Origin of the sequence: Lysinibacillus agricola (assembly GCF_016638705.1) — a bacterium.
GTDB lineage: Bacteria > Bacillota > Bacilli > Bacillales_A > Planococcaceae > Lysinibacillus > Lysinibacillus agricola.
Genome location: NZ_CP067341.1, coordinates 2,697,062 through 2,721,632, shown reverse-complemented (window position 1 = coordinate 2,721,632; position 24,571 = coordinate 2,697,062). Strand labels below are relative to the sequence as shown.

The following is a 24,571-nucleotide window of genomic DNA, read 5'->3' as shown; positions in this document are numbered from 1 at the left end:
TTTACTTCAATTACGCCAAGGCGAAATTGATTCATATTTAGTGTAACACGTTTTCTCTACTACTTAAATTCGGAGGGCGATCCATATGATGAAGTTTTACGAATCTGGTTTGTTTTTTGATGAAATGTTAGATGGCAATCAACCGAAGCCTCATTATCGGTCTTTCCACCATAAGCTCAATGCTTTCACAAAGGATCAATTAGCGGAAAAATATCAGCAAGCACAATCTAGATTCCTTAAACAAGGCATTACATTTACCGTATATGGAGCACAAGGTGGAACAGAACGGACAATGCCCTTTGATTTTATTCCTATTATTATTCCACATGAACAGTGGCAAGAAATTGAAGCTGGGATGAAGCAACGTGTGAAAGCCTTAAATTGCTTTCTACATGATGTCTACCATGAACAATCTATTTTTGAGGATGGGCTTATTCCGAAGCAGCTCATTGAAAACAATCCGTATTTTTATAAAGAAATGCTTGGTGTAAAAGTACCTATTGATAATCATATTTTTTTAGCTGGTATCGATTTAATTCGTGATGAAAATGGTGTTTACTACGTGTTAGAAGATAATTTACGCAATCCTTCAGGTATTTCCTATGTTTTTCAAAATCGATCTGTGATGAAGGAAGTGTATCCTGAATTTTTCTCTAAACATTCGATCCAGTCACTCGACAAACAAATGACCTTTATGAAGAAGGCACTCCTTGCTCATCGGCCACCTTGTATGGAGCCAGATAGAGAACCTAAAGCTGTCCTCTTAACAGCTGGCATGTATAATTCAGCCTATTACGATCATGTTTTTTTAGCACAACAGCTCAATATTCAACTTGTCGAAGGGCATGATGTAGTTGTCCAAGACGATAAAGTGTATATGAAAACAATCTATGGTTTAGAGCAAATTGATATTATTTATCGTCGAATTGATGATGATTTCCTAGATCCTGTTGTTTTTCGTAAAGATTCTTTACTCGGAGTTCCTCATATTATCGATGCTTATAAAGCTGGAAATATTGCTATTTTAAATGCAGTTGGTAACGGTGTTGCTGATGATAAAGCGATGTATGCCTATGTACCGGATATGATCCGCTACTATTTGAAAGAGGAGCCTATTTTACGTAATGTGAAGACTTATCATCTAGCTGATGATTGGCAGCTAGATTGGGTTCTTGAACATATGAGCGAGCTTGTCATTAAAAATGTTAGTGCCTCTGGTGGCTATGATATGCTAATTGGTCCGCATGCGAGTGATGAAGAAATCGCTATTTATAAGGAAAAAATTATGGAAAACCCGCATCAATACATTGCACAGCCAACGATTAGTCTGTCTAGAGCACCAGCTTTCCAGGATGGGAGATTCTATCCCTGTCATGTCGATTTGCGTGTATATGTGATGAAGGGTGAGGATATTTATGTGCTTCCTGGTGGTTTATCGCGTGTAGCATTAAAAGAAGGATCTTTAGTCGTGAATTCTTCACAGGGTGGAGGAGCAAAAGATACGTGGATATTAAAGGAGGAATTGCAGTATGCTAAGTCGAGTAGCCGATGCACTATACTGGATGGCACGATATAGTGAACGATCACAATCGAATGCACATATATTACAAGTACAGCTGTTGAATATGTTGGAGCAATCTGGCAAAGAAAATGAATACATCGATCATTGGGAAGCGGTGTTGAATATATGCGCCTCGAAGGAAGAGTACTTGACCTTATATGAGTCGATTCGAGTTAATCCACTTATTGAATATCTACTCTTTTCTACTAATAATGGGAACGCCCTTCATGCTACTTTACGTGCCGTTAGAGAAAATGCGCGTGTAACTCGAGATAGCATCCCCATTGAGCTTTGGGAATTGCAAAACGCCTTTTATTTATCCTTACAGCAAGACATATTGGAACGTGAAAGACCCATTCCACTTATCGTTCTTAACTCTTTTTACAAAAACGTTCGTAAAACTTCTTTGACGGTTACCGGACTTATCGAAGGCTCGATGGATCGAGATGTACCCTTTTATTTCATGCAAGTTGGGAAATGGTTAGAGCGTACAGAAAAAACGATTCGTATGGCTTTAATTATACTGGAGCAACATAAAGAAATAGCCATCTCCTTAGTAGAAGCGGACGGTTCGTTTTTACTCGATTTATCAGAGGCGACGGAGTCTTATTTACAAAAGCATCGCCAAACCAACTTACAGTGTGTACTTCAATATTTATTACAGGATAAGCATTTCCCACGTTCGGTAATGTTTTGCTTACAAAAATTAGAAGAAGCATTTATTTGTTTAGAAAACGATCCTCTTTCAGCAAAATTTTTAGAGCTTCATGCCCCATTAAAAAGTTTATTATTTGCCATATTGAATGTAGATGTATGGAATAGTACATTAGAAGAAACGATTTTATTAATGGAGGAAAGATTGTGTCAATGTATTGATTTTGGCAATACATTTTCAACAATTTATCATTTATATGAACCCAGCGTACAACCTTGAAAGGAATCAACGACAGCTCCCTTTCAACAAGCAAGTCAGTAATTCAAAGGAAGCGGACACAATGAAATTTGAAATTCAACATACTAATATTTTTCAATATGAGTCTGAAGTCGATCAAAGCTTAAATACAATCCGCTTAAAGCCAAGAGGCGATGAGCGTCAGCGCTTATTATCCTATCGCATTGCCATTACACCTTCATCTTTAACGCGTGAGCATACAGATATATGGGGCAATACGGTTGGCACTTTTTATATACCAGAGCAGCATCAAGAACTAGAAATTCAAACGACCTCTATTGTCAGCATTCAACGTGCACCATTTATTCATCGTATTCAATATTCACCAGAGATGCAGACCATCTTTCACTCGCAATTGTTTTATGAGCATTATTTACCCTATTTAAAGTTTACACAATTTACGTATATGACAGACAATCAGTTAGAGGAAGTGTATCATGCCATTGGTCATGCTGAAAATCCTGTACTATTTTCATTAAATTTAATGCAATATTTATACTCGACTTTTGAATATGATCCGGGTGCAACCGACGTAACGACAACGGCAAGTGAAGCCTTCGCCCTTAAGCGAGGTGTTTGTCAGGATTTCACACATGTCATGCTTGCGGTGCTAAGAGCTAAAGGAATTCCAGCGCGCTATGTGAGCGGTTATTTATACGTCGACGAAAACTCTGCCTTGATCGGTGATATTGCAACCCATGCTTGGGTAGAAGTTATGATACCAGGAATCGGCTGGATTGGTCTCGATCCAACTAATAATGTAGAAGTATTAGAACATCACATTATTTTATGCATTGGCCGTGACTATTCTGATATAAGCCCGGTTGAAGGTGTTTATTCCGGTGGAAAGCATGATTTAACAGTTAAAGTGAGTGTCAAAGCATTGAATCATTTGTAATAAAACGTGCAATGGTTTAAATTAAACCCCTGATTTTTCTACGCTATGTAGAAGAATCAGGGGGGTTATTATGATCTATTGTTTTTTAAAATTTTTCTTCTTAAGAGAATGTATACCAGAAACATCATCGTTCTTGTCTACTTATAAACTTACTTTGCGTTTATAAAGTAAACTAGATGATCAGTCCATTTGTCGTTCTCGTATATGAATCCTTTCCTCGTGCATTCATAAACCATTCCAACACTTTCTGCTAACTTTATAGATGCTATATTATCAAGGTTTATGTGAGCTTCTATTCGATGATAGTTTAATTTTTCAAACGCTAGATCAATGGCTGCTTTTACAGCCTCTTGCCCATAACCTTTTCTCCAAAAGTGGTTATGAATTGTATATCCGAACCTTGCCCATTGAAATTCTTCCCTCATAATTGTCGAAAAGTCTATAAATCCAATATGAGTATGATCTTCTTTTCTAAACACTCCAAATACATAGACCTTGTCATCCTCAGCCATCTGATGATGTTTAGTAACTAAATCACGAAACCATTCTTGCGTACAGATGCTCATATCTAATTTACCTTCATCGTATTTATGTTGAGAAGGTAAACGATTTTCATATTGGATAAGCCAAGAAGAATAATCTCCTTCTTCAAGAAATCGAATAACTAATCTTTCAGTTTCCGTTCTAATTTTATTCAATCGAACACCTCATCTAGAAATATATCTATTCTTATATAGAATATTCGATAGTAGAAAATAATCTCCTTCTTATTAAACTAGTATTTTCTAAATCAAGTAGCAGAGCTTTATTGAAGGAAGTGTACTTAAATGAGGTTAAATTATACGTTAAAATTCAGGCGCTAACTTCCACAAGAAATATGTCCTTTTTATATAGAATAATTAATTGTCCCTTTCATATATTCAGGTAGAGTTAATGTCCCCTCCTTAAAGTCTTTTAGGGGTACCGTCAGGAAAATGCGGATTTACAACGCTAAGCCCATTTTCAAGCCGATTCCTCCATTTTTAACAACGTTAAGAAAGTTTCAATGGTCTTAAAGAATCTAACGAGACCATTTTTTCTGAATTAAAATGGTATTCTCCAAGTAAATTAATATGTTTCCAACCTAGAGGTGACATATGGTGCAATAATTCTTCAATAGCAGGCAATATGATTTTGTCTTTTCTTAGAAAATCAATGCATTCATGAAGTAGATGAATAGCATCACCATTTTCAAGAGCTAATTGATGAAGATGCTTAAATGTCATTCGATATTCTTTTAGAGTAAAAGTTACAAAGTCGTATTCATTACGAATTTCTTTTAAATGATTCCAAAGTGTATTTTCTCTTTGGGGATAAAGACTAAGCGAAAAAGGAGTGGCACCGATTTGTTTCGATATATAATGTATGACTGAATCTGGGATACTTTTGATATAAGTGTATGGCCAACCGGGATACCGAAGAACAGCTAATTGAATGGCGAATCCTAAACGGTTTTCTTCTCTCCTCCGCTTATTTATAATTTCTAAATCCCGTTTCGATAAAGTATAGTAGGTTGCTAGTACCCACTCATCTTCAGGAATTTGCATAAGAGCCTGTCTCTGTTCTGATGTAAGCAATTCCCTACCTCTCGCAATTTTCATTAAGTATCATCCCATTTCTGTAATTTTTCAATTTATTAGTCTATTGATACAAGTGTAAGAGACTGATAAAATTCATATGTTAAGAGCGTCTCATAAGACTTGTCTCAAAAATGAGGTGATATTTTGCGAAAAATCGGTTATTTACGTGTCAGTTCAACTAGCCAGAATCCTTCAAGGCAATTTCAGCAACTGAACGAAATCGGAATGGATATTATTTTTGAAGAAAAAGTTTCCGGAGCAACAAAAGATCGTGAGCAACTTCAAAGAATGTTAGAGGATATACAAGAAGATGACATCATTTATGTTACAGACTTAACTCGGATTACTCGTAGTACACAAGATTTATTTGAATTAATCGATAACATACGGAGTAAAAAGGCAAATTTAAAATCCTTAAAAGATACATGGCTAGATTTATCAGAAGATAATCCCTACAGCCAATTCTTAATTACGGTTATGGCGGGTGTACACCAATTAGAACGTGATCTTATCTGTATGCGGCAGCGTGAAGAGATTGAACTGGCTAAGAAAGAAGGAAAGTTTAAAGGTCGGTTAAAGAAGTACCATAAAAATCATGTAGGAATAAATTATGCAGTAAAGCTTTATAAAGAGGGAGATATGACTGTAAATCAAATTTGTGAAATTACAAATGTGTCTAGGGCCTCATTATATAGAAAGCTATCGGAAAGGAACAGTTAATGAGTTATACCAAAAATCGGAAATATATAATAGAAAATAAATTTCATATAGAGGTGGAATTATATGCCTAAAATTGACAATATGTTAGCAATTCTATGGATGCTTCGTTCAGGTGAAAAAATTACTGCAAAACAAATTTCAGAAAAGTTAGAGATGAATATAAGGACTGTGTATCGTTATATTGATACAATTTCAACAAGTGGCGTACCTATAATTTCAGAACCAGGACATAACGGTGGATACACTTTATTGAACAATTTTATTGAGGCTCCTCTATTTTTTGATTTTGAGGAGCAAACTTCACTTTATCATGCTGCTGTTTTTGCAGAAGAAGCTGGATATTATGGTGGTGAAGCACTAAATAGGGCTATTTCAAAGCTAAGCAAATATTCAAATCAAGAGCAGGAAACAAAGATAAACCAACATTTGAGAAGTCTTGAAGTAATAAGTCGATTAAGTTCCCTCTCTATGGAACCTTTCTTGAAGGAGTTGGAGCAGACCGTAGCTGACGGGTACTCAGTAAAAATTCTTTACCATAAAAATGGCGAAGATCAATCAAAGTATAGATTGGTTGATCCGTACAGAATTATTTATTGGAATAATAAGTGGTATGTGATTGGATTTTGTCATCTTAGGAATGATATCCGTAGTTTTAGAGTAGATCGAATTGAAAGTCTAATGCTAACCGAAAATAAGTTTAACCGGCCAGAAAATTTTTCAGCACGTGACTTTTTTATAAAAAATCTTCTTCCAACTATAGAAGATAAGGAAGGGATTATTTCTTTGGTTATTAATGGGGATAAAAGTGTATTGGCTGATATTTGCCAACATTGGTTTTTAGGACATTATTTACAAGAACGGACTTCAAATCAAGCAGTTTTTCTTCTTGAAAAAGATATGATACATACATATGTACCTTATTTACTTTTACCGTACAATAAATCTATTAAAGTTATTGAGCCAATAAGTCTTAAGAAAAGACTTATTGAAGTTCTGTCGGAATTAATAAAATTTCATCAAGTATGATAACTTCCCTGACGTTAACTGTCAGGGAAGTTATATTATAATAGGCTATATCAATTGTGATTGGAGTGTTATTGTATGCAAACAAAAAAAGTTTATCTTTATGTATTTAATACAATGTCAGACTGGGAATATGGATATTTAATTGCTGAACTAAACTCAGGAAGATATTTCAAAAAGGATTTAGCACCTTTAAAAGTAATTACAGTGGGAGCTAATAAAGGAATTATTACTACCATGGGAGGACTGAGTATAAAACCAGATATTTCCCTTGATGAATGTACTCTTGAGAGTAAAGATCTTTTAATTTTACCAGGAGGGACTACTTGGAGAGAAGATATTCATCAACCTATCTTGGAAAGAATTGGCCAAGCTTTAAAGATTGGCACTATTGTTGCTGCAATTTGTGGTGCAACTGAGGCCCTTGCGAATATGGGATACTTAGATACTAGAAAGCATACAAGTAATAACTTAGAATATACTAAAATGGTATGTCCTAACTATAAAGGAGAAAAGTTCTATGAGTTGGGATCTGCGGTATCTGATGCGAATTTAGTTACTGCATCAGGAATAGCTCCTCTGGAATTTGCAATGGAGGTACTAAAAAAAATAGATGTATTTACACCAGATGCATTACATTCATGGTATAACCTAAATAAGACTCATAAACCTGAATACTTCTTCCAGTTAATGAATTCAATAAATAGCTGAGCTAAAAAATCAACTTAGCAGTTTTATATTAGTTCAAATAAAAATAATGAAGTAACTGAAAAGCTCACTTTCTCTATTTTGTTTTGCAGAGAAGTTGGGCTTTTTAATTTAGAATTTCCATATCGTTGTAAATCCGCATTTTCCTGACGCTACCCCTTTACAAGTGAACCATTTAGTTATGTCCCAGCCTCAGCTAATGATTAAAAACATATGCGCTTGCCAAGAACATACAATTAAAATCTCACTTACTTATGATATGGTTTTCCGTGACTGTACTAAATGCGAAAAAAATGCAGACAACCTTGTGATTAACTACATTACTCACTTTATTACACACGCCAACCAGATTCTTTCGCAACTGAAAACTGTAGTTATTTAAGAGGTAAAAACAGCATTAGGGTTTCTATCCTAATGTTGTTTTTTACCTATCAAAATTAATTAGTTCACTTAAATATTGACAAACATCCCATTGCTCTCTATCAGCGGTGTTTCAACCTCAACACCAAGCTTTTTTAATAGCTTAGCAATGGTTAGCATAGCACTTTCAGAATTGATTTTCGCTTCTAGGGAATAGATTTCACCTGTTAAAATAGACTGGTACTCACGAATGGTAGTAAATTTTCTTCTATTCAAATGGACTGGTTGCATCGCTATTGCATACCGTTTTCCACGATCACCGCTCCCAAGAATAATACCTTCATCAACGAGTTGTCTTAATGGGAGACCTTGTTCCTCAATCCATCGTAATGTCTTATTCCAAAGTTCCGGAACATTTTCGCCATTTATGACCATTTCATTTCCTCCATGCGTAATGATAATGGTTAGCTCGTCCCATCTTTTATGGATAGTTCTTTGGAATGGCGAGGAGAAATTCCATAATTCATCTACATCATTTTCTTCATCTAGGATCCATCGAATCGTTCTAAACACATCACTATATGTTTCTGTTACGACCATCTTTACATAGTCTCTTTCGTTACTGTCGTCTTCGTTGGATATTTTCGTAATTGCTTTTATAACATCTTCAAATCGGTCGTATATAGAGCGAACCAAAATTCTTTCTTCTATAGTAGCTAGTTTTTCACGTTTATTTTTATATGGCATCCGTAACGCGTCTACATTCTGTTGAATAATTGATTTGGCATATATATTTAAGTCCGGATTATCCAAACAAGGCATTAGAACGATGTCTACTAGTTGCTGATAATCAATTCCAATCCATCTAGAACTCCCGAAAGTCGCTTCATTCGATTCTTTCATTTGGCTTTTCGGGACTAACCCAACAAGTAGAAACTTATCATCTTTAAAAGTCTCCTCAAATTTTCGTAAGTATTTATCGCATTGATTTACGTCTACTCTTGCATTTACCTTTTGTTCTACAGCGAGGATTAATTTTTGTTCATTAGTTTTCTCTTTTTCATCAACGATATTTACTTTGAAAAAGACATCAAGCCTTCCTTTTTCATCATTTTTCTCCGATTCTTCCTCTCCTTCATATATATCTAGTTTATTTATATCCTTTTCTGCGATTACCTCAGGACTACGGAATTGATTTACATTTAGCATAGCAATATCGGTAATATCATCAATATTTTCATCAGCCGACTCTGCTACGATCATTAAAAATCTTTGAAAAGGTCGCCCCCCCTTACTTTAAGTACAAATATTCATTATCTATTTAAGATAGATGTTAATTTCTCAACCAAAATAAAATACCACCGTCATCTGCATTTGCTAAATCTATAATTTCTATACCATTACTAGATACGACAAGTAATAAATCGAATTATTTAAATTGTTATTGATAATGATTTGTACACCTTAAATAACAATCCAATAGAGTGAATGAATCAATTATGCCAAGGTATAATTGATTGGGTTTTAATATAATATTTAGATATCAATTTTTTAAAAATAATTTGTTATTGTGTTAATAAAATTGTTATAGTCTGGAATCCATAATTCATGCCCTGACTTTGAAAATTCTATAACTTCAACATTTTTCAAGTTATTTTTATATTTTTCTGCATCATCTGTGTTTAGTAAAGATCCCTCTTTACCAGCTTTAAGAACTAAGACAGGACAACCAATTTCCTTTAATTCCTCCCATAAAACTATTTCCTTTGAATCCATCTGAATACCTCTACCTACATGATCCCTGCCCTCTAATTTATCAACGGCCTCTATCCATGTTTCTTGAATTAGAGGATATTTTGCAGGATAATCACATAATATCAGGCCCTTGATTTCGTTAGGATTCATGGCTGCATATTTTATCGCATAGGGAACACCGGAACACCCATAGAATATGCCATTAAACAGTAGGCGTTAATATTGCTCTCCTTAATAACTGAAGTAATATCCAATATATGTTCTTCAAAAGTGTAACCACTTTGTGGAGCTTCACTTTTTTCCTCTCCCTCTTAAACTTATAGAGATACAATGTCTAGGAAAAAGAGATTACATTTCTACAATAAAATGTTCGGCATTTCCCATAGCACCAGGGATATATACAAGAGGTAGTAATTTTTGATCATAGTTCGTTGTTTCAATATATTGGATTTTAAAACCATTAATTGTAAACCCTTCAATAGAACGCATATAGATTCCCATTTCAATTTTCTAGGTTCTCATAAAATACCATTTTCGACTTTTGTTCTGGATAATTCCCTCTATGATACTTGAAAGCTATTCAAAACGCTCCTGCCTTTCAGTAAGCACCCATTTTCGCACATAGCCCATTTTTTCCTGAATATTTTCGATTGTTTTTTCACTTTGAAAGGCTTTTTGCATGACGGTGTATCGCAAATCTGTTGCTCTGACATTCGTTCCAATATCCTTTGACATCGTTTGGAAAATTCGCTCAATTGTTTTCGTTGAGATGGCTTTTGATTGACTAGCCTCGCTTACCCAAACCCATTCTCCCATCTTTTCTTCATGTAATTCCTCTGTTGCCTCTTTGTAATGCGCTAGCATGTCCATTACTATTGGAGAAAGCTTTATTTCTCTACGTCCATTTTGGTTAGAAATGAAAACTACCGATGAGTCGAAGTTAATATGAGCCCATTTCATACGTACAAGTTCTGCTGGCTTGCATCCTGTTTCTATAAGCATTTGAACAATGCAGCCATTACGTCTTGCTAACCAAGCATGCTCCATCGTTTTAGCATATTGAAAATAGGTCGGCCAGACATTTGCAATTTGCATCAATTGTTTCTTTGTCAGTACTTTTAAAGCTTCTTTGTGCCTCTTTTTTGGCTGTAAAATGACCTCATAATCAAAAGGCTCCACCCACTCTCGTAAAAAGACAAAGTCAACAAAGCCTCGCAATGTAGCAATTTTATGATTAAATGTGTTGATATTTTCGTAGGTTTCCTTCAGATAATTACTATATATAAATAACAATTCTTTTAATTGATGATCCACAAACAAGTAGTTTTTTTCATGAGCAAACGCTAAAAATTGATGTCCATCTAGATTGTACTGCTTTTTGGTTGCAGCACTTTTCTTTAAAGACTGTAAAAGTAATAAATAGCTGTTCCATGCTTCCTTCAGTGTGACCATCTAGCTCCCTCCTTGTTAACTGTGCGTGTTTTAACTATATTTTACTATATTTTGGGTGCGTAGGTTTATTTTATTTATATAAATAGTAATGTCGGATAATCTGTATACTTCATACACGATCCCGCTTCCAGTGTTCAAATGCTCCTTTTACAATGAAGAAACAAACGTTCCGATAGCAGTGTCTCATATCTTTTGTTTTCTTACAATAGTAATTTCCCTCACCCTGTTGTAGTACAATTTCTTTAATAAGGCCCTATTCTTGTATAACAGGGCTAATTTACATGAAAATTCGTATAATTTAGTGTTTATTGCCGTTTGTGTTATATAATAAGTGTATTAACTTTTAACATAGGGGGCTGTTCAAGTATGCAAGTAAAAACAACTCGACTTGAAGCAGAAGACGCAAAAATTATTTATCAAGAAACAGCTGGGCTTGCGATTATTACGATCCATCGCCCACAGGCCAAAAATGCACTAACAGCAAATATGTGGGATCAATTAGCGAAAATTGCCCTGCAAGTATTAGATAATCCGAAAAATAAAGTTTTGATTTTACGCGGATCTGGCGAAAACTTTACTGCCGGCTCTGATATTAAAGAATTTAACGCCATTTCACTTGATAAAGCCGAAAAAGCCTTTGTACATATGGAAAAAACGATCTCCACTATTGAGCGTTTACCAATTCCAACAATTGGCGTGATTAATGGTCCCGCAATGGGTGCTGGCTTAGAGCTTGCATTAGCCTGTGATATCCGCATTGGCTCCGAGAAAGCAAAGCTCGGTATCCCTGTCGGTAAATTAGGAATCACCTTAAATAACAAATTTGCACAGCGTTTAGTTCAACTTGTAGGCCCTTCTACAACGAAGGATTTAGTATTTACGGGGCGCATGTTTAAAGCCGAGGAAGCCTTTAAGCTTGGCATGCTCAACTATTTAGTAGCTGAAAAAGATTTAAATAAATACATGATTCGCATGGGTAAGCTTGTTGCTGGAATGTCACCTGAATCCTTACTAGCCGTGAAGCAATCTGTTCAAGAATGTGTGGACAGTGTACCAACATTATGGGAAGGTTCAACACCGTTTGTAGGAAAGGATTTTGCAGAAGGCTGCCGTGCCTTTGTAGAAAAACGTCAGCCTCACTTTACACGTCAATCAAAATAAAAAACAGGTACTCTGCTCGCCTATCTTGCGAATGGAGTACCTGTTTTTTATGATTTACGTTTAAGAACTACCGACTTAATGTGAAGATGAATCGCATCTAATTCATATCCAAAATGCTGATTAAATTCTGCCTGCAACGTTTGCTGTAATTCATACAATCGATCCGGTAATGAATAATTAATTGGTAGCTTTAGCTGTAGTGTAATCGTTGCTTGCGCTAGCTCACCTAATACAAATTGAACTTGCTCAACCTTGTGTACGATATCTTGTTTTGCACAGCAATACGTTAAAAGCTGCACATAAACATGCTTGCGAATCTCTATATATTCCTGTTGAAAATCAGGGCGCACAATCGTTGTCTCACCTATTTTTTCACGCTTTGAAGAAAAAATCTCCTTGCCTTTTTGTACTAACAGTTTAAAAAAATTTTGTTCGACTTGGCGATAAGGTATTGGCATGACATGCTTCCCCTGCGTCTGTCGAATAAAGCGTGCTTTTGCAATTTCTTTTTGGGAACGCACTTCCTCAACATAGTAATATTTATCGATTGGACCAAGCTCAAGCTGTCGAGCTATCGTCTTTGTCATTTTATCGGACGTTCCGATCAGTAAAATCGACTGTACCTTATATGTATCAAGTGCTTTTTTTACTTCCTCACGGTGGGTATCATCTGTAAAAATGGCTCGACGAACGGCTGTTATCGTATTTTTCTCAAATTTTGCGGAGATTCCTGCTACTTTCACACCATTAACAATTAGAAGACCATCATCAATAAGAGCCTCTACCCCGATTTTATGGGCGAAAACAAGTGCGCTTGTACTTTTCCCTGTTCCACTTGGACCACTTAAAGAATAAACATTCATTCCTATCAGCCCCCTTCCATTTTATTATGATAGCAGAAATGCTACTTATTTTCCGTCAAAATTATTATTTCCATCATTAGCTAAAACATTTCCGCTAGTCTACGCACACATCTTCTCCATTATTGAAATATATTCTTTTTTCAGAATAACTTTCCCTTTATGTGTTTTAGTATGATAAAATGTGAACTACTATTCTGTTATACAACTATAAGGAGTGTACTCGTTTGAAAATCGTACCATCTAAAAAAATGTCATTATTTACACCAGCAATTTTCGGAGATTTAAAAACTTTTGCCAAACAACAGCAAGCTAAAGGGATGACAATGATCGACCTAAGCTTAGGTAGTCCAGACCTTCCCCCCCACGCTAAAATTCGCGAGCATTTATCCTATAGAGCGGGTTTAGCAGAATCCTATGGCTATACTTTAACGGGCACACAACGTTTTTATGAAGCTGTTAGCCGCTATTATAAACGTCGTAGCAATGTAGATTTAGATCCCGCTTCTGAAATCATTCAAACGATTGGCTCTCAAGAGGGCTTAGTGCATTTACCAATTGCCTTTTGTGACCCCGGAGATATCGTCTTATCCACAAACCCAGCTTACGTTGCCTATGATGCAGGGATTCATCTAGCAGGCGCAACGCCTTACTACATGCCACAAACAGCTGACAACGACTATTTACCAGATTTAGATGCTGTGCCTGAAGAAATTGCTCAAAAAGCAAAGCTACTGATTTTAAACTTACCAGGTAATCCAGTACCAGCAATGCCTTCATTAGCCTATTTTGAAAAAGTCATTGCCTTTGCTAAAAAATACAACATCATCGTTCTACATGATGCGGCTTACTCTGAGTTCTACTTTACAGGTGATGGCCCAATTAGCTTCTTAGCCGCTCCTGGAGCAAAAGAAGTTGGTATGGAAATTAACTCCTTATCGAAAAGCTTTAGCCTTGCTGGAACACGTATCGCTTATATTGCGGGCAACGCAGAGATGATTACAATATTAAAGCAATTAAAATCAAATTTAGATTTCGGTATTTTCGAGCCAATTCAAGATGCTGCGGTCGTAGCACTTGATAACGCAGAGGAAATTACAGCAAGCCTACGTGAAACATTCTCAGAACGCCATAAAACACTAATGAACGGCTTACGTGAATTAGGATGGGATGCAGCCCCTTCAAATGGTGGCATGTTCGTATGGGCAAAATATCCGTACGATATTGACTGTACAGATCTAGCCTTTAAACTAATTGAACAGGCTGGCATTGTGACAGTTCCTGGTACAGTATTTGGCTCGGCTGGACAAGGTTATTTACGTTTAGCGTTAGTTCAACCAAAAGAATTGTTACAGGAAGCTATTGACCGCTTAGCACAAGTGCAAGTAACGCCAAAAAATTAATCATGTAAACAAAATGAAGACCCTTCTAACTTACTTGTTGGAAGGGTTTTTGCTATAGCTTACTATGTAATCTTCAAGTATCGGTTTATCAGGTGGACTAATGTTTTTTGGTAAATCAACTAATGAGAAAAATTGAAGCATTGTTGCCTCGTCACGATCATGAATGAGTAAGCCACTATATTCTTTACATTTAAAGGCAGTATACGGATTGATTTCTTTCGTTTATCAAATACCTTCTTGACCGTTTTCGTTCGATAATTTAACAAGTTGTTCATCTTTATCTGTAAACTTTTGGTATATATAATGCATGTTCTCCTTGACCGGGACGAATAAATACCAAATCTACCCAATCATCACTCCTTATAATTTAATACCTTTCTTCAAATAACTGCACCGTTACGTCTTCACTTGTTTTAGAAACGCACCCATTAGTAAAGTAACTAAAGATTGATAATTTCACCAGAGTATTCTCTTAAATGTTCAATGGCCAATATCACTGCACTTTCCTCCGTCTCAATCAAAGTCAATCCTTTTTTAATAGGACTCCAATACTCATATCCGCTGTCTTCTTGCCACATATATACTTCTGTAGTATAAAGACCATCCTTACGTTTAATAATTTGAACTTTATATTGATTGCTCGGAGACAACATTTCCTTTAGCAATTGTTCCATCATTTCACCATCTTTACAAATAATATTATAGATCTTCATAGCGATATTAACATAAATGTCCAATAAAAAAATCATCTCAAAGAATAACTAAAGAGATGATTTTTATCAATCTTTATTATAATCGATCACCACGACCTTAAAACTGAAGACACCGTTCTATCTCTTGCAACAAATACGTAGACTTCGTGCTTACTAATTCCATGCTTTTTAGCTTTGATTTTACGTTGCTTCAACTTTAAGTTAAAAATAGCCCTATGAAAAAACAGCTACTGCACTTTCGCAATAGCTGTCTCTTCTTACACTTCATATTTTTGATGATCTTCATCCTCATATCGATTATAACGCTGTTTGAATAGATTAAATAAATGTGTCACAAGCACTTTTAAGATAGCATAGCCTGGAATCCCTAAAATAACACCAGGTACGCCAAATAAAGAACCAGCCGTTAATAAAACGAAAATTATTGTAATTGGATGGATACTAAGTGATTTACCCATAATTTGAGGAGAAATGAATTTCCCTTCAATCAGCTGTACTACCGTCCATACAATGGCTAGCTTAATAAGCATAAACGGTGATGTAACAAGAGCGATAATGACAGCTGGTGTAATCGCAATAACCGGCCCTAAGTAAGGAACCACACTCGTAATCATCGCAAGGAACCCAAGCAATAAGGCATATTTCATACCGATAATTAAAAATCCGATTGTCACCATAGCACCGATACACATTGACACTAAAATTTGCCCCTGTATGTAAGAACTAATTTGCTTGTCCATATCGTGCAAAATTGCATGCACTTCTTTACGCATGCGTGGCGGGCACATTTTTAAAATAAAGCTCGGTAGTTTTTTACCATCTTTAAGTAAGTAAAATAAAATAAATGGCACTGTCACTAATGATAGAACAATTCCTGTTAAGGTAGAAAGGAAGCCAGTAATACCGGATGCCACACCTTGTGCTAAATTCGTAGCCGTATCTTTTACCGTTTCAAACATATCCGTTGTAAAATTCTTGACAACCTCGTCATAGTTAAAGCCTATTTTATCCAAATACTCATTGAAGCGTGAATTGTTTAAGTAATCGACAACATTTTGTGTTAGCGCCATAAAGTATCCTGGAAATTCCTGCGCTAAATTAGTGAATTGATCACGTAAAAATGGATAGACAAGTACTACTAATAACGTTATTATGCCAATTACAGCGATATATAGAAGAAAAATACCCCAAACTCTTGGGATACGCCATCTTTCTAAAAGCCCTAATAATGGGCGTAATAAATAATACCCGATAATGGCAAGTACCCCAGGTAGAATAACCACCTCAAATAAAACTTTTAGCGGGGTAAATATAAAGGAAACTTTTTGAAACATGAAAATAACGCATGCCGATAATAATAAAATAAGCAGTATAAAAAATAAATTTTTACCACCTAAAAAGCGAATAAATTTCGTTGAAAAGAAATTCGACCGCTCTTTTGGTCTTTCTTTTTCCATATACTCACTCCAATACAAATCCTATACCTTTATATTACAGGATAAAGTTGGATTTTGCGAAACATCACTCCAAGGAAATGCCTAAAAAATCACGTAAAAATGCTTTGTTTTTCTCTACATCAATAACAATTGAATCGCCAGCATGACTAAAGTTTTTGAAACTATAACTGCCTTCAATTGGTATAGTTGCTTTTTCTATTTTGACTTTACCTTTTGACACCATTTTAAGCACTTGCTGAATTTCTCCTGCAGATGAATAGTCTGTTGTTACATAGCCTTGTGCTGCACCAACGAATTTTGGTAAGTTCAACATATTTTGAGGCGCTAAAATTTCATTCTTTAATGCTTCGATAACTTTTTGCTGACGTGCTACCCGACCAAAATCCCCTTCAGCATCGTGGCGGAATCGAGCATAGCCAAGTAATTCTTTACCGTTTAAGTTATGCACACCTTGCTTCAATGAAACGCCAATATTTTCGGACATATCCTTTTCTACATCGATTTCAACTCCATTTGGCGCTAAAATATCTACAAGTGATTCGAAATTTTTAAAATCGATAATAGCATAATGATGAATTGGAAGACCAAACATATTGCTGATCGTTTCCTTTAATAATTGAACACCGTCTAAATAGTAAGCCGTATTAAGCTTATAGGATTGGTAACCTGGAATTTCCGCATAAATATCTCGCATGAAGGAGACGAGTTTAATATCATTTGTTTTCTTATTCCAAGATAATACCATCATTGTATCTGTACGTGATTTTTCTTCACCACGAGTATCGACTCCTAATAATAAATAGTTTTCAACATCATCTTTTACTGTATCGCCACTGAAATCCTCCTGGGCTACCTTTGTATCGTTTGCCAATTCTAGCCCACTTCGATATTGCATAACGGAATAACCCACAATAACAATGACAAAAAGTAATAACAATGTGAACAATGCTCTCCCTTTACGCAATCGGCGTTTTGGGGGACGTTGTGAGCGTCTTGAATATTCTTGCTCTTCCATAATAATAACTCCTCTATTTTTTATAGTTAATTTAACGATTCATCTTAAGGAAAGTTTCATTTTATATTATGTTACGAATCCTCTCAATATCTATTTATTAGTTATTTTACACCCTATTTGCCAGTAATGAACAAAATAATGCTATAATATTTTCACGAAAGAAAGGATGATGAACATGATTGAGAAAGCTTCATTTGCTGGCGGTTGTTTTTGGTGTATGGTAAAGCCATTTGTTGAATGGGATGGTATACATAAGGTCACTTCGGGCTACATGGGTGGCCATTTAGAAAACCCTACTTATGAAGATGTAAAAAAAGGTACTTCTGGCCATTTAGAAGTAGTCGAAATTGAATTCGATCCTAGCGTTTTTAGTTATGAGCAGCTCCTTGATATCTACTGGATGCAAATCGACCCAACGGATGCCTATGGCCAATTCCATGACCGTGGTGAATCATACACGACGGCTATTTTCACCTATTCAGAAGAGCAAAAGCGAATTGCAGAAGCTTCCAAGGAGAAGCTTGCGAAAAGTGGTCGCTTTGATAAACCTATTGTAACCACAATTCGCGATGCCAAGCACTTCTACCCTGCAGAAGATTATCATCAGGACTATTATCAAAAAGAGTCGGAGCATTATCAGAAGGACCGAGCGCTTTCAGGTCGAGATCAGTTCATCACTGAGCATTGGGAAAATTAGAGCAATTCCTTCATCAATAGCATACTAAAAAACACGTATTTTGGTTTAGTCAAAATACGTGTTTTTTAGTAAGATAAAATTTGTTTTAGCGTCAGCGTACTGATGTTTATTAATTGCGAGCTATTTATAGATTACAGAAATAATAAGAAAGAAAGATACATAAAAATAATGAAAATTAAGATGGAGAAAAGTGACGAAGTAATAAAAATACAACGATTTGAAGGATTAAATATACCATCCTGGATTTCTTTCCTTTTCCTTGAATATTGAAAAGTAGCCAAACCTCCTATTATAAAACCAACGAAACAGGCGAAGATGCCAAGGCATATCGCTACGATATGAATATATTCATTCGCGTTAATTTTAATCGTAAAATGCAAAGAAGTGGTCAAAAACCCTACACCGACAATAGATATACTAGTCCGTATCCACGCTAAATAAGTTCTTTCATTCGCTAAATGCTGCTGTGCATATTTTACACTATCGCCTGTTTCTTCTTTCCAGTTATTTAATGCCTCCATAAACCGTAACCCTTCCCTATCCCTTTTTTGAAAGTCTCGTATTCTGTGAACGTAACTGTTAGGTAGTGCCTTTATAAAATTCAAGCTCTTCTGGGCAGCCCTGATGTTATTGCTTTACTAGATACTCTATTATCGCTTTATACACATCTATTCCTTCTGATTTAGGCGAATGATAAGAAGATAATTTTACAATGACTGTATCAGCTTTTGATGCAATGTGTATTCGCTGGTCAAACTTTCCTCGAGCTGAATATCCCCCATATCGATCATGGCTAACCCACCATTGATTATGATAGGAGAATCCTGAAAGATAATTATGAGTACTTCCCGCAAGAAATTTTGGGTCCCCACCCTTTTGAATTCCCCTAATTATATGCTCCGGAATAATTTGTTGGCCATTATAGTAACCATCGTTGCACATCATATCCCCAAAACGTACCAAGTCTCGCAATGTAGCCCGCATTCCACCACTGGCTATGTCTGTACCGATTTGATCTAAGTGCATCAAGGCATTTTCTTCTGCACCCAATTTAGACCATATCAATTCTTGAATTAATTCTGCTAAATTTTTTCCTGTTAAGCGTTTGATAATCCAGCCCAACGTTTCTGTTTGCCCATTTTCATACTTAAATACAGTACCAGGTGGTATATCTTTTTTGCTTGATATCATAAATTCGTATAGGTTTTCCGGTCCATTATAGTTATCAGGTTTTGGTATTGAGCCAGATGCAATAAAAATTGGTGTCCCACGGCCTATTCCCATTGGCGTGTTTGCTTCCATATATTTCACAGGGACTTGCATATCAAGCAATTGCTGAACAGTTCCATCACCAAGTCCTGTTCCTTCTAATTCAGGAATGTAGAAGGAGGCCCTTTTATTTAAATTCAATAACCCTTCATCAGCAAGTAAACTAACAATCAATCCAACAAATGACTTTGTAGCAGAGTTCAACGCATGAGGCTGATACGATTTATAGCCATTAAAATAGTTTTCGTACAAAACTTTTCCTTTATGCAACACTAAAAAAGCATCTGTATTCGTTCTTTCAAGATACGATAACACATTTTCATCCTTATTCACGTATATATTTTCCAGATCTAATGAATCTTTAGCGTATGATAATAGGGAGGGCTTCTGGCTTCCTCTCCAGATAATACGGCAAGGACTCAATTCACCGATATGACAATACCCTTGCAAATTTTTTATTGAAGTAAGCCAATTATCCTTTGTCACGATATCTGCTGAATTTGTGGAAAAAGCTTGCATTTTATTTGTTAAGTTCTGCATGACAATCTCTCCTTCATTAAAAAGAAGGCTCTATAAGCACATCTTCTTTTGATTCTTTACCTTTATTTCTAATCGTTAGTGCTGCAATTGCCCCTGCCAATGCAGCAGCGATTAAAAACCAAAAAACAGCCGTATAAGATCCGTTGAAAATAGTAAGAACAAACCCAATGACCATTGGTGAGATCCCCCCGGCAATCTGTCCGCCAAAGGAAACAAATCCTGTCACAGACCCCGTTAATTCCTTACCTGAATACTTAATAATCATTGTGTATAATGCTGTTCCGATAAAAGAGATTGAGATAGCATTAAAGGTCAAATAAACAATCCCAAGAGCGACAGACGTTGCATTGAACATCAAAAATAGAAAGACACTGGAAGATAGTAATCCTCCGATTGCTAGGTATTTTTCTCTTCCAGCCATATACTTATCTAAAATCAAGCCGCTTACATTAAACATGATAAAGGAAGCAACATAGGGGATGGCCATCAAGACACTTGCAGATAACAAGTCCAAACCTTTACTTACCAAATAAGACGGCATCCAGGTAATCATCCCCCAATTCACGATATTAGAAAAAAATTTCGTAAAGAAGAAATTCCAAAAATTATCGGTTTTAAATACCATTTTGTAAGGAATCTTATTTTTATTTTGTTCTTTATTATTTATTTGGTTATCTTCTGGAGATTTCAAATAGATCCAACTGGCCCACGCTATAAAAACTCCTAAAATCCCAATGCTTACAAACATCCATCTCCACTCAAAGAAAACCAACAAAAAACCTATTGCAACGGAACCTATGACACCACCTGCCGTTTGTGCAGATAGAAAGAATGAACTGGCCCTTCCTCTTTCATTTTCGCTAAAGTTGTCAGAAATCGATTTCATACTGGCAGGAAAGACACTGCCTTCCGCTATACCAAACAGGAAACGAATTAAAAGTAGTGAAATAAATGACCAGGCAAGACTTGTAAGTGCCGTAAAGAGCGAAAATCCTAAGATGGAAAAGACCAACACATTACGTGCACCATACTTATCGGTAAGCCACCCTCCTATTGGGTGCATCAGAGCGTAGCTGAAAAAGAAGATACTTAAAACCAAACCGGATTCAAAAGAGTTAAGGTCCAATGCTTTCTGAATTGGAATGATGGCTATGTTCATTGATGTTTTATCAATGTAACTTAATACCATCCCAATAAATAGTAAAATGATTATAATGGATTTACGCTTTTTATCAGCAGCATATACTTGCATTTTTATTCACTCCTTTTTGAAGTATCGTTATATGATTCGTACCCTTTGCGGTATTCCTTTAATGGTCGTAATCATAACCTAACTTAACAAATTTCAAAAACACCATTTATTAGGACTTTTATTTTTTATTTGAAAATACCAACCGAATTGATGGTAAAAAATCTAATTGCATCTTTCTAATTCACCAAACGTGCTGTTCCTTCCCAGAAAGGTTTTCTTAGCTCTTTCTTATCAATCTTCCCTACCATTGTTAACGGTAATGACGTCTCAAAAAATACCTCTTTTGGAACCATATAAATAGAAGTACGTTCTTTACAATACTCGATTAATTCTTCCTTCTTACAAGTTTCACCCTTACGCAGCACAGCAAATATACAGACCGCCTCACCCCAATCGTTATGCGGTATGCCTATGCAAGCGCTCATTGCCACCTTAGGGTGCTGGTTCACGATCCTTTCTACTTCAGCGGGGTATACATTGAAACCGCCAGAAATGATCAAATCCTTTTTACGTTCGACAATATGAAGATATCCTTGTTCATCCAGTTTTCCGATATCACCCGTAAAGAACCAGCCATCACGATATGCCTCTGCTGTCAGGTCTGGTCTTTTGTAATACCCAACGGAGACAGAAGGGGTTTTGACAGCAATTTCTCCCGGTTGTAATGGTTCCACGTCTCGCCCATTAGCGTCAACCAAACGAATTTGAGTGAGCATACACGGTTTTCCGCAGCTTTTTAACACTTCAAGATTGTTCTCATAAGCAAAGAGGTGATCGCTTTTTGTAAGTCTCGCAATGACAATACTGCATTCAGTCATCCCATACTGCTGTCTAAAAATAGGACCAAAGATTTCAAATGCTTCTTTCAGACGTTCTGAAGAAATAGGCGATGAACCATAATTTATATTACGCAATGAGCTCACGTCATAGCTTTTTTTCTTGGCCTCATCAATCAATCGGTAAATAATAGTTGGAACCACAAAGGTGCTTGTAATCCGTTCTGTTTGTACAATCTGCATAAATACTTCTGGATGAAATGCCTTCATGATATACACATGACATCCAGATGCTAATGACCTCTGTAGTAGCACACCTGCAGCATGAATAATAGGTGTACAAAACAAAACCTTTTCTTGGTCATCGTAAGGATATTCCATACATGAAGCCATGAGTGAGGACCCAAACCCCTGTTGAGAGTGCATGACCCCTTTTGGCGTCCCTGTTGTACCACCTGTATACGATATAATTGCTAAGTCCTCTAATGAGGCAACAGGGAACGCAACGCTACCTTTTTTATCATCTAAATCAATAGAATAAAATTCTTCTGGGTATTCAACACCAAAGCCTGGCAGACCAATAACTGTTACATTGTTTTTACCTGCCTCTTTTTGATAGTTAAGGACAGATTCTACATGCTTCTGAGTTGCCATAATAACAACTTCGGGCTCGGCATCTCTCAAGATAAACTCGATCTCTCTAACACCGAGCTTATCATTTAATGGGACGACGGTTGCCCCACATCGACTTACACCAAGATTATATACGACATTTTCAATACTATTTGGAATCAAAACCGCAACATGCCTTCCAATTTGTACACCAAGACGTATTAACTGGCTCGCTACCTCCTCAGCATTAGCTCGTAATTCCTTGTAAGTAATAGTTTCATCTGTATCAACACAAGTAAGTGCCGGCTGGTAATCAAATTTATTTATACTATTGAACAGAAAAGCCTGAAAAGTTAAAGTATCCATGAAAACTTCCTCTCTCTAGTAAAATACAATAATAATTGTTAAAAATAGTTGTTTCCAATTTGAAACTCCGAATATCCCAGAATGTATAGTAGAATCGGCTATGCTTTTTTCTTTTATTTATTCAGCAGTTCTTTGGCAATCATGTTTTTCTGAATTTCAGATGTACCAGTCAGAATCCTAAACATTCGTACGTCTCTGTACATTTTCTCGACAGGGTGTCCTTTCATTAACCCTTGTCCGCCAAAGATTTGAACAGCCTTGTCGGCAACTCGATTAGCAACCTCAGAGGAATACAATTTAACCATTGATGCATTCCCTCTTACATCTTCACCGTGGTCAATCTTTTCGATCACATCGTAGAGCATGCAACGTGCCGCGTATATTTCAGTCCCCATCTCCGCTAACATATGTTGAATTGCTTGAAATTCTCCAATTGGACGTCCAAACTGAATCCGCTGTTTGGCATGATCGATAGATAAGTCCAATAGCCGTTGTGCTACGCCAAGATAGGTAGCTCCCCACGAAGCCCTATTTTCATTGATTCTGCCGAGTCCGAGCATTAACCCCTTGCCCGTTTGACCGAGAATATTGGCAGATGGCACTCGGCAATAATTAAAGATTAGCTCGGCCGTGCTCCTTTCTCCGGAAATTGGAACCTGAATGTTTCCTAATTCAAACCCTGGTCTTCCCTCTGCTTGTTTTTCTACAATAAAAGCAGTTACTCTTTCACTAGCTGGATCCACAATCTCCTTCGCCAAAACAATACCCCAATCTGCATATGGAGCAGCGCTAATAAAATGCTTTTTACCATGTAATATATAATTATCACCTTCGCGTACTGCCGTGGTTTGAATAGCACGGACATCGGATCCTGCCCCAGGTTCTGATAACGCAAAGCAGCATCCCGCTTCAGCATTAATCACTGGCATTACATATTTTGTTATTTGATCCGGCGTAAATATTTTTAACATCTGACCAATGCGTAAAGGTCCCCCTATTTCACCTAAAACATGCCCCCATAAAGCCGCCCCTGATTTTGCCAGTTCTTCTTTTAGGATACATAGCCCTTTTAGGCTAAGTGACTGTCCCCCTACCTCCTTAGGAAGGTTGATACCATAAAATCCGAGCTCCTTTGATCGCTTTCTGACCCATTTAATCTGTTCCATTGAAATCTCTTTTTCTGAATCAATTCCATGTTCACTTTCAAACGGTAACAACTCGTTGTAAATGAACTCAAGTAGCCTCTCTTTTAAATGTTGAATATTTTCGATTTGTACTGTTTCATGCATACTTTACTCCCTCCAAAAACACATTCCTTCTAAATTAGAAAGCGGTTTCATCTACCTGTTTTTAGAATAGTTATAATATTCTTGATAATTATTTTATATATGGTTGTAGGTAA

At 36.3% G+C, this 24,571-nt stretch carries 23 protein-coding genes and 1 pseudogene; 9 read left to right on the top strand and 15 right to left on the bottom strand.

The window, feature by feature from the left end:
• Positions 1 to 85: 85 nt before the first annotated feature.
• From FJQ98_RS13095 to FJQ98_RS13085, 3 genes are all read left to right on the top strand, one after another.
• The gene (locus FJQ98_RS13095) at positions 86 to 1,576 is read left to right on the top strand and encodes a circularly permuted type 2 ATP-grasp protein (protein ID WP_053593065.1); all 1,491 of its coding nucleotides are present in this window, start codon (positions 86 to 88) and stop codon (positions 1,574 to 1,576) included.
• Positions 1,530 to 2,495, top strand: a complete 966-nt coding sequence (locus tag FJQ98_RS13090; protein WP_201406461.1) for an alpha-E domain-containing protein — start codon at positions 1,530 to 1,532, stop codon at positions 2,493 to 2,495. Before FJQ98_RS13095 ends, FJQ98_RS13090 begins: the two co-directional genes overlap by 47 nt.
• A gap of 61 nt (positions 2,496 to 2,556) precedes the next feature.
• A complete protein-coding gene (locus FJQ98_RS13085) occupies positions 2,557 to 3,411 on the top strand; it encodes a transglutaminase family protein (protein WP_053593064.1) in 855 nt (284 codons plus the stop codon).
• Positions 3,412 to 3,560: 149 nt separating this feature from the next.
• On the opposite strand, the gene FJQ98_RS13080 is transcribed toward FJQ98_RS13085, so the two are convergent.
• Together FJQ98_RS13080 and FJQ98_RS13075 are read right to left on the bottom strand one after the other, a co-directional pair.
• The gene (locus FJQ98_RS13080) at positions 3,561 to 4,109 is read right to left on the bottom strand and encodes a GNAT family N-acetyltransferase (protein WP_053593063.1); all 549 of its coding nucleotides are present in this window, start codon (positions 4,107 to 4,109) and stop codon (positions 3,561 to 3,563) included.
• A gap of 447 nt (positions 4,110 to 4,556) precedes the next feature.
• Positions 4,557 to 5,051: pseudogene (locus FJQ98_RS13075) on the bottom strand (DUF4158 domain-containing protein); the annotation flags it as partial.
• 123 nt (positions 5,052 to 5,174) lie between these two features.
• On the opposite strand from FJQ98_RS13075, the gene FJQ98_RS13070 reads away from it, so the two are divergent.
• From FJQ98_RS13070 to FJQ98_RS13060, 3 genes are all read left to right on the top strand, one after another.
• The gene (locus FJQ98_RS13070; protein ID WP_053593061.1) at positions 5,175 to 5,750 is read left to right on the top strand and encodes a recombinase family protein; all 576 of its coding nucleotides are present in this window, start codon (positions 5,175 to 5,177) and stop codon (positions 5,748 to 5,750) included.
• A gap of 63 nt (positions 5,751 to 5,813) precedes the next feature.
• Positions 5,814 to 6,776 carry a helix-turn-helix transcriptional regulator gene (locus FJQ98_RS13065; RefSeq protein WP_053593060.1) on the top strand — a complete coding sequence of 321 codons (963 nt, stop codon included), beginning with the start codon at positions 5,814 to 5,816 and terminating at the stop codon, positions 6,774 to 6,776.
• 75 nt (positions 6,777 to 6,851) lie between these two features.
• On the top strand, positions 6,852 to 7,484 hold the full coding sequence (locus FJQ98_RS13060; protein ID WP_053593059.1) for a type 1 glutamine amidotransferase family protein: 633 nt from the start codon (positions 6,852 to 6,854) through the stop codon (positions 7,482 to 7,484).
• 447 nt (positions 7,485 to 7,931) lie between these two features.
• Here FJQ98_RS13060 and FJQ98_RS13055 read toward each other — a convergent pair whose 3' ends face one another.
• The 4 genes from FJQ98_RS13055 to FJQ98_RS13040 all read right to left on the bottom strand — a co-directional run bounded on the left by FJQ98_RS13055 (position 7,932) and on the right by FJQ98_RS13040 (position 11,048).
• On the bottom strand, positions 7,932 to 9,104 hold the full coding sequence (locus tag FJQ98_RS13055; protein WP_053593058.1) for a PD-(D/E)XK nuclease family protein: 1,173 nt from the start codon (positions 9,102 to 9,104) through the stop codon (positions 7,932 to 7,934).
• A 288-nt stretch (positions 9,105 to 9,392) separates the two neighbouring features.
• Positions 9,393 to 9,746: an alpha/beta fold hydrolase gene (locus FJQ98_RS13050; RefSeq protein WP_053593057.1), complete on the bottom strand. Its 354-nt coding sequence runs from the start codon at positions 9,744 to 9,746 to the stop codon at positions 9,393 to 9,395.
• 198 nt (positions 9,747 to 9,944) lie between these two features.
• On the bottom strand, positions 9,945 to 10,085 hold the full coding sequence (locus FJQ98_RS13045) for a hypothetical protein (protein WP_158002964.1): 141 nt from the start codon (positions 10,083 to 10,085) through the stop codon (positions 9,945 to 9,947).
• Positions 10,086 to 10,172: 87 nt separating this feature from the next.
• Positions 10,173 to 11,048 (bottom strand): tyrosine-type recombinase/integrase, encoded by an 876-nt coding sequence (locus FJQ98_RS13040; RefSeq protein WP_053593056.1) that lies wholly within the window; start codon positions 11,046 to 11,048, stop codon positions 10,173 to 10,175.
• A gap of 366 nt (positions 11,049 to 11,414) precedes the next feature.
• On the opposite strand from FJQ98_RS13040, the gene FJQ98_RS13035 reads away from it, so the two are divergent.
• Positions 11,415 to 12,209 (top strand): enoyl-CoA hydratase/isomerase family protein, encoded by a 795-nt coding sequence (locus FJQ98_RS13035; RefSeq protein ID WP_053593055.1) that lies wholly within the window; start codon positions 11,415 to 11,417, stop codon positions 12,207 to 12,209.
• A 47-nt stretch (positions 12,210 to 12,256) separates the two neighbouring features.
• On the opposite strand, the gene FJQ98_RS13030 is transcribed toward FJQ98_RS13035, so the two are convergent.
• Positions 12,257 to 13,072, bottom strand: coding sequence for a hypothetical protein (locus FJQ98_RS13030; RefSeq protein WP_053593054.1), 816 nt, complete (start codon positions 13,070 to 13,072; stop codon positions 12,257 to 12,259).
• A gap of 224 nt (positions 13,073 to 13,296) precedes the next feature.
• Here FJQ98_RS13030 and FJQ98_RS13025 point away from each other — a divergent pair, with 224 nt between their 5' ends.
• Complete coding sequence (locus tag FJQ98_RS13025) at positions 13,297 to 14,472, top strand: aminotransferase class I/II-fold pyridoxal phosphate-dependent enzyme (protein ID WP_201406460.1); 1,176 nt, start codon at positions 13,297 to 13,299, stop codon at positions 14,470 to 14,472.
• Between the two features lie 440 nt (positions 14,473 to 14,912).
• Here the strand turns inward: FJQ98_RS13025 and FJQ98_RS13020 are convergent, their stop codons facing one another.
• From FJQ98_RS13020 to FJQ98_RS13010, 3 genes are all read right to left on the bottom strand, one after another.
• Positions 14,913 to 15,146 carry a hypothetical protein gene (locus FJQ98_RS13020; RefSeq protein ID WP_053593076.1) on the bottom strand — a complete coding sequence of 78 codons (234 nt, stop codon included), beginning with the start codon at positions 15,144 to 15,146 and terminating at the stop codon, positions 14,913 to 14,915.
• Positions 15,147 to 15,442: 296 nt separating this feature from the next.
• A complete protein-coding gene (locus tag FJQ98_RS13015) occupies positions 15,443 to 16,642 on the bottom strand; it encodes an AI-2E family transporter (RefSeq protein WP_053593052.1) in 1,200 nt (399 codons plus the stop codon).
• A 64-nt stretch (positions 16,643 to 16,706) separates the two neighbouring features.
• Positions 16,707 to 17,657, bottom strand: a complete 951-nt coding sequence (locus tag FJQ98_RS13010) for an LCP family protein (protein ID WP_053593051.1) — start codon at positions 17,655 to 17,657, stop codon at positions 16,707 to 16,709.
• 175 nt (positions 17,658 to 17,832) lie between these two features.
• On the opposite strand from FJQ98_RS13010, the gene msrA reads away from it, so the two are divergent.
• The gene (msrA, locus tag FJQ98_RS13005) at positions 17,833 to 18,354 is read left to right on the top strand and encodes a peptide-methionine (S)-S-oxide reductase MsrA (protein WP_082339638.1); all 522 of its coding nucleotides are present in this window, start codon (positions 17,833 to 17,835) and stop codon (positions 18,352 to 18,354) included.
• Positions 18,355 to 18,485: 131 nt separating this feature from the next.
• Here msrA and FJQ98_RS13000 read toward each other — a convergent pair whose 3' ends face one another.
• From FJQ98_RS13000 to FJQ98_RS12980, 5 genes are all read right to left on the bottom strand, one after another.
• Complete coding sequence (locus tag FJQ98_RS13000; protein WP_053593050.1) at positions 18,486 to 18,875, bottom strand: YidH family protein; 390 nt, start codon at positions 18,873 to 18,875, stop codon at positions 18,486 to 18,488.
• 106 nt (positions 18,876 to 18,981) lie between these two features.
• Complete coding sequence (locus FJQ98_RS12995; protein WP_201406459.1) at positions 18,982 to 20,163, bottom strand: serine hydrolase domain-containing protein; 1,182 nt, start codon at positions 20,161 to 20,163, stop codon at positions 18,982 to 18,984.
• A 16-nt stretch (positions 20,164 to 20,179) separates the two neighbouring features.
• Positions 20,180 to 21,415 (bottom strand): MFS transporter, encoded by a 1,236-nt coding sequence (locus FJQ98_RS12990; RefSeq protein WP_053593048.1) that lies wholly within the window; start codon positions 21,413 to 21,415, stop codon positions 20,180 to 20,182.
• Positions 21,416 to 21,591: 176 nt separating this feature from the next.
• Positions 21,592 to 23,169: a class I adenylate-forming enzyme family protein gene (locus FJQ98_RS12985; protein WP_053593047.1), complete on the bottom strand. Its 1,578-nt coding sequence runs from the start codon at positions 23,167 to 23,169 to the stop codon at positions 21,592 to 21,594.
• Between the two features lie 113 nt (positions 23,170 to 23,282).
• On the bottom strand, positions 23,283 to 24,458 hold the full coding sequence (locus FJQ98_RS12980) for an acyl-CoA dehydrogenase family protein (RefSeq protein WP_053593046.1): 1,176 nt from the start codon (positions 24,456 to 24,458) through the stop codon (positions 23,283 to 23,285).
• Positions 24,459 to 24,571: the final 113 nt, after the last annotated feature.

Coding starts and splice junctions, on each gene's coding strand:
- FJQ98_RS13095 (WP_053593065.1), top strand. CDS start 86: ATGATGAAGTTTTACGAATCTGGTTTGTTTTTTGATGAAATGTTAGAT.
- FJQ98_RS13090 (WP_201406461.1), top strand. CDS start 1,530: ATGCTAAGTCGAGTAGCCGATGCACTATACTGGATGGCACGATATAGT.
- FJQ98_RS13085 (WP_053593064.1), top strand. CDS start 2,557: ATGAAATTTGAAATTCAACATACTAATATTTTTCAATATGAGTCTGAA.
- FJQ98_RS13065 (WP_053593060.1), top strand. CDS start 5,814: ATGCCTAAAATTGACAATATGTTAGCAATTCTATGGATGCTTCGTTCA.
- FJQ98_RS13060 (WP_053593059.1), top strand. CDS start 6,852: ATGCAAACAAAAAAAGTTTATCTTTATGTATTTAATACAATGTCAGAC.
- FJQ98_RS13055 (WP_053593058.1), bottom strand. CDS start 9,104: ATGATCGTAGCAGAGTCGGCTGATGAAAATATTGATGATATTACCGAT.
- FJQ98_RS13050 (WP_053593057.1), bottom strand. CDS start 9,746: ATGAATCCTAACGAAATCAAGGGCCTGATATTATGTGATTATCCTGCA.
- FJQ98_RS13045 (WP_158002964.1), bottom strand. CDS start 10,085: ATGCGTTCTATTGAAGGGTTTACAATTAATGGTTTTAAAATCCAATAT.
- FJQ98_RS13040 (WP_053593056.1), bottom strand. CDS start 11,048: ATGGTCACACTGAAGGAAGCATGGAACAGCTATTTATTACTTTTACAG.
- FJQ98_RS13035 (WP_053593055.1), top strand. CDS start 11,415: ATGCAAGTAAAAACAACTCGACTTGAAGCAGAAGACGCAAAAATTATT.
- FJQ98_RS13030 (WP_053593054.1), bottom strand. CDS start 13,072: ATGAATGTTTATTCTTTAAGTGGTCCAAGTGGAACAGGGAAAAGTACA.
- FJQ98_RS13020 (WP_053593076.1), bottom strand. CDS start 15,146: ATGGAACAATTGCTAAAGGAAATGTTGTCTCCGAGCAATCAATATAAA.
- FJQ98_RS13015 (WP_053593052.1), bottom strand. CDS start 16,642: ATGGAAAAAGAAAGACCAAAAGAGCGGTCGAATTTCTTTTCAACGAAA.
- FJQ98_RS13010 (WP_053593051.1), bottom strand. CDS start 17,657: ATGGAAGAGCAAGAATATTCAAGACGCTCACAACGTCCCCCAAAACGC.
- msrA (WP_082339638.1), top strand. CDS start 17,833: ATGATTGAGAAAGCTTCATTTGCTGGCGGTTGTTTTTGGTGTATGGTA.
- FJQ98_RS13000 (WP_053593050.1), bottom strand. CDS start 18,875: ATGGAGGCATTAAATAACTGGAAAGAAGAAACAGGCGATAGTGTAAAA.
- FJQ98_RS12995 (WP_201406459.1), bottom strand. CDS start 20,163: ATGCAGAACTTAACAAATAAAATGCAAGCTTTTTCCACAAATTCAGCA.
- FJQ98_RS12990 (WP_053593048.1), bottom strand. CDS start 21,415: ATGCAAGTATATGCTGCTGATAAAAAGCGTAAATCCATTATAATCATT.
- FJQ98_RS12985 (WP_053593047.1), bottom strand. CDS start 23,169: ATGGATACTTTAACTTTTCAGGCTTTTCTGTTCAATAGTATAAATAAA.
- FJQ98_RS12980 (WP_053593046.1), bottom strand. CDS start 24,458: ATGCATGAAACAGTACAAATCGAAAATATTCAACATTTAAAAGAGAGG.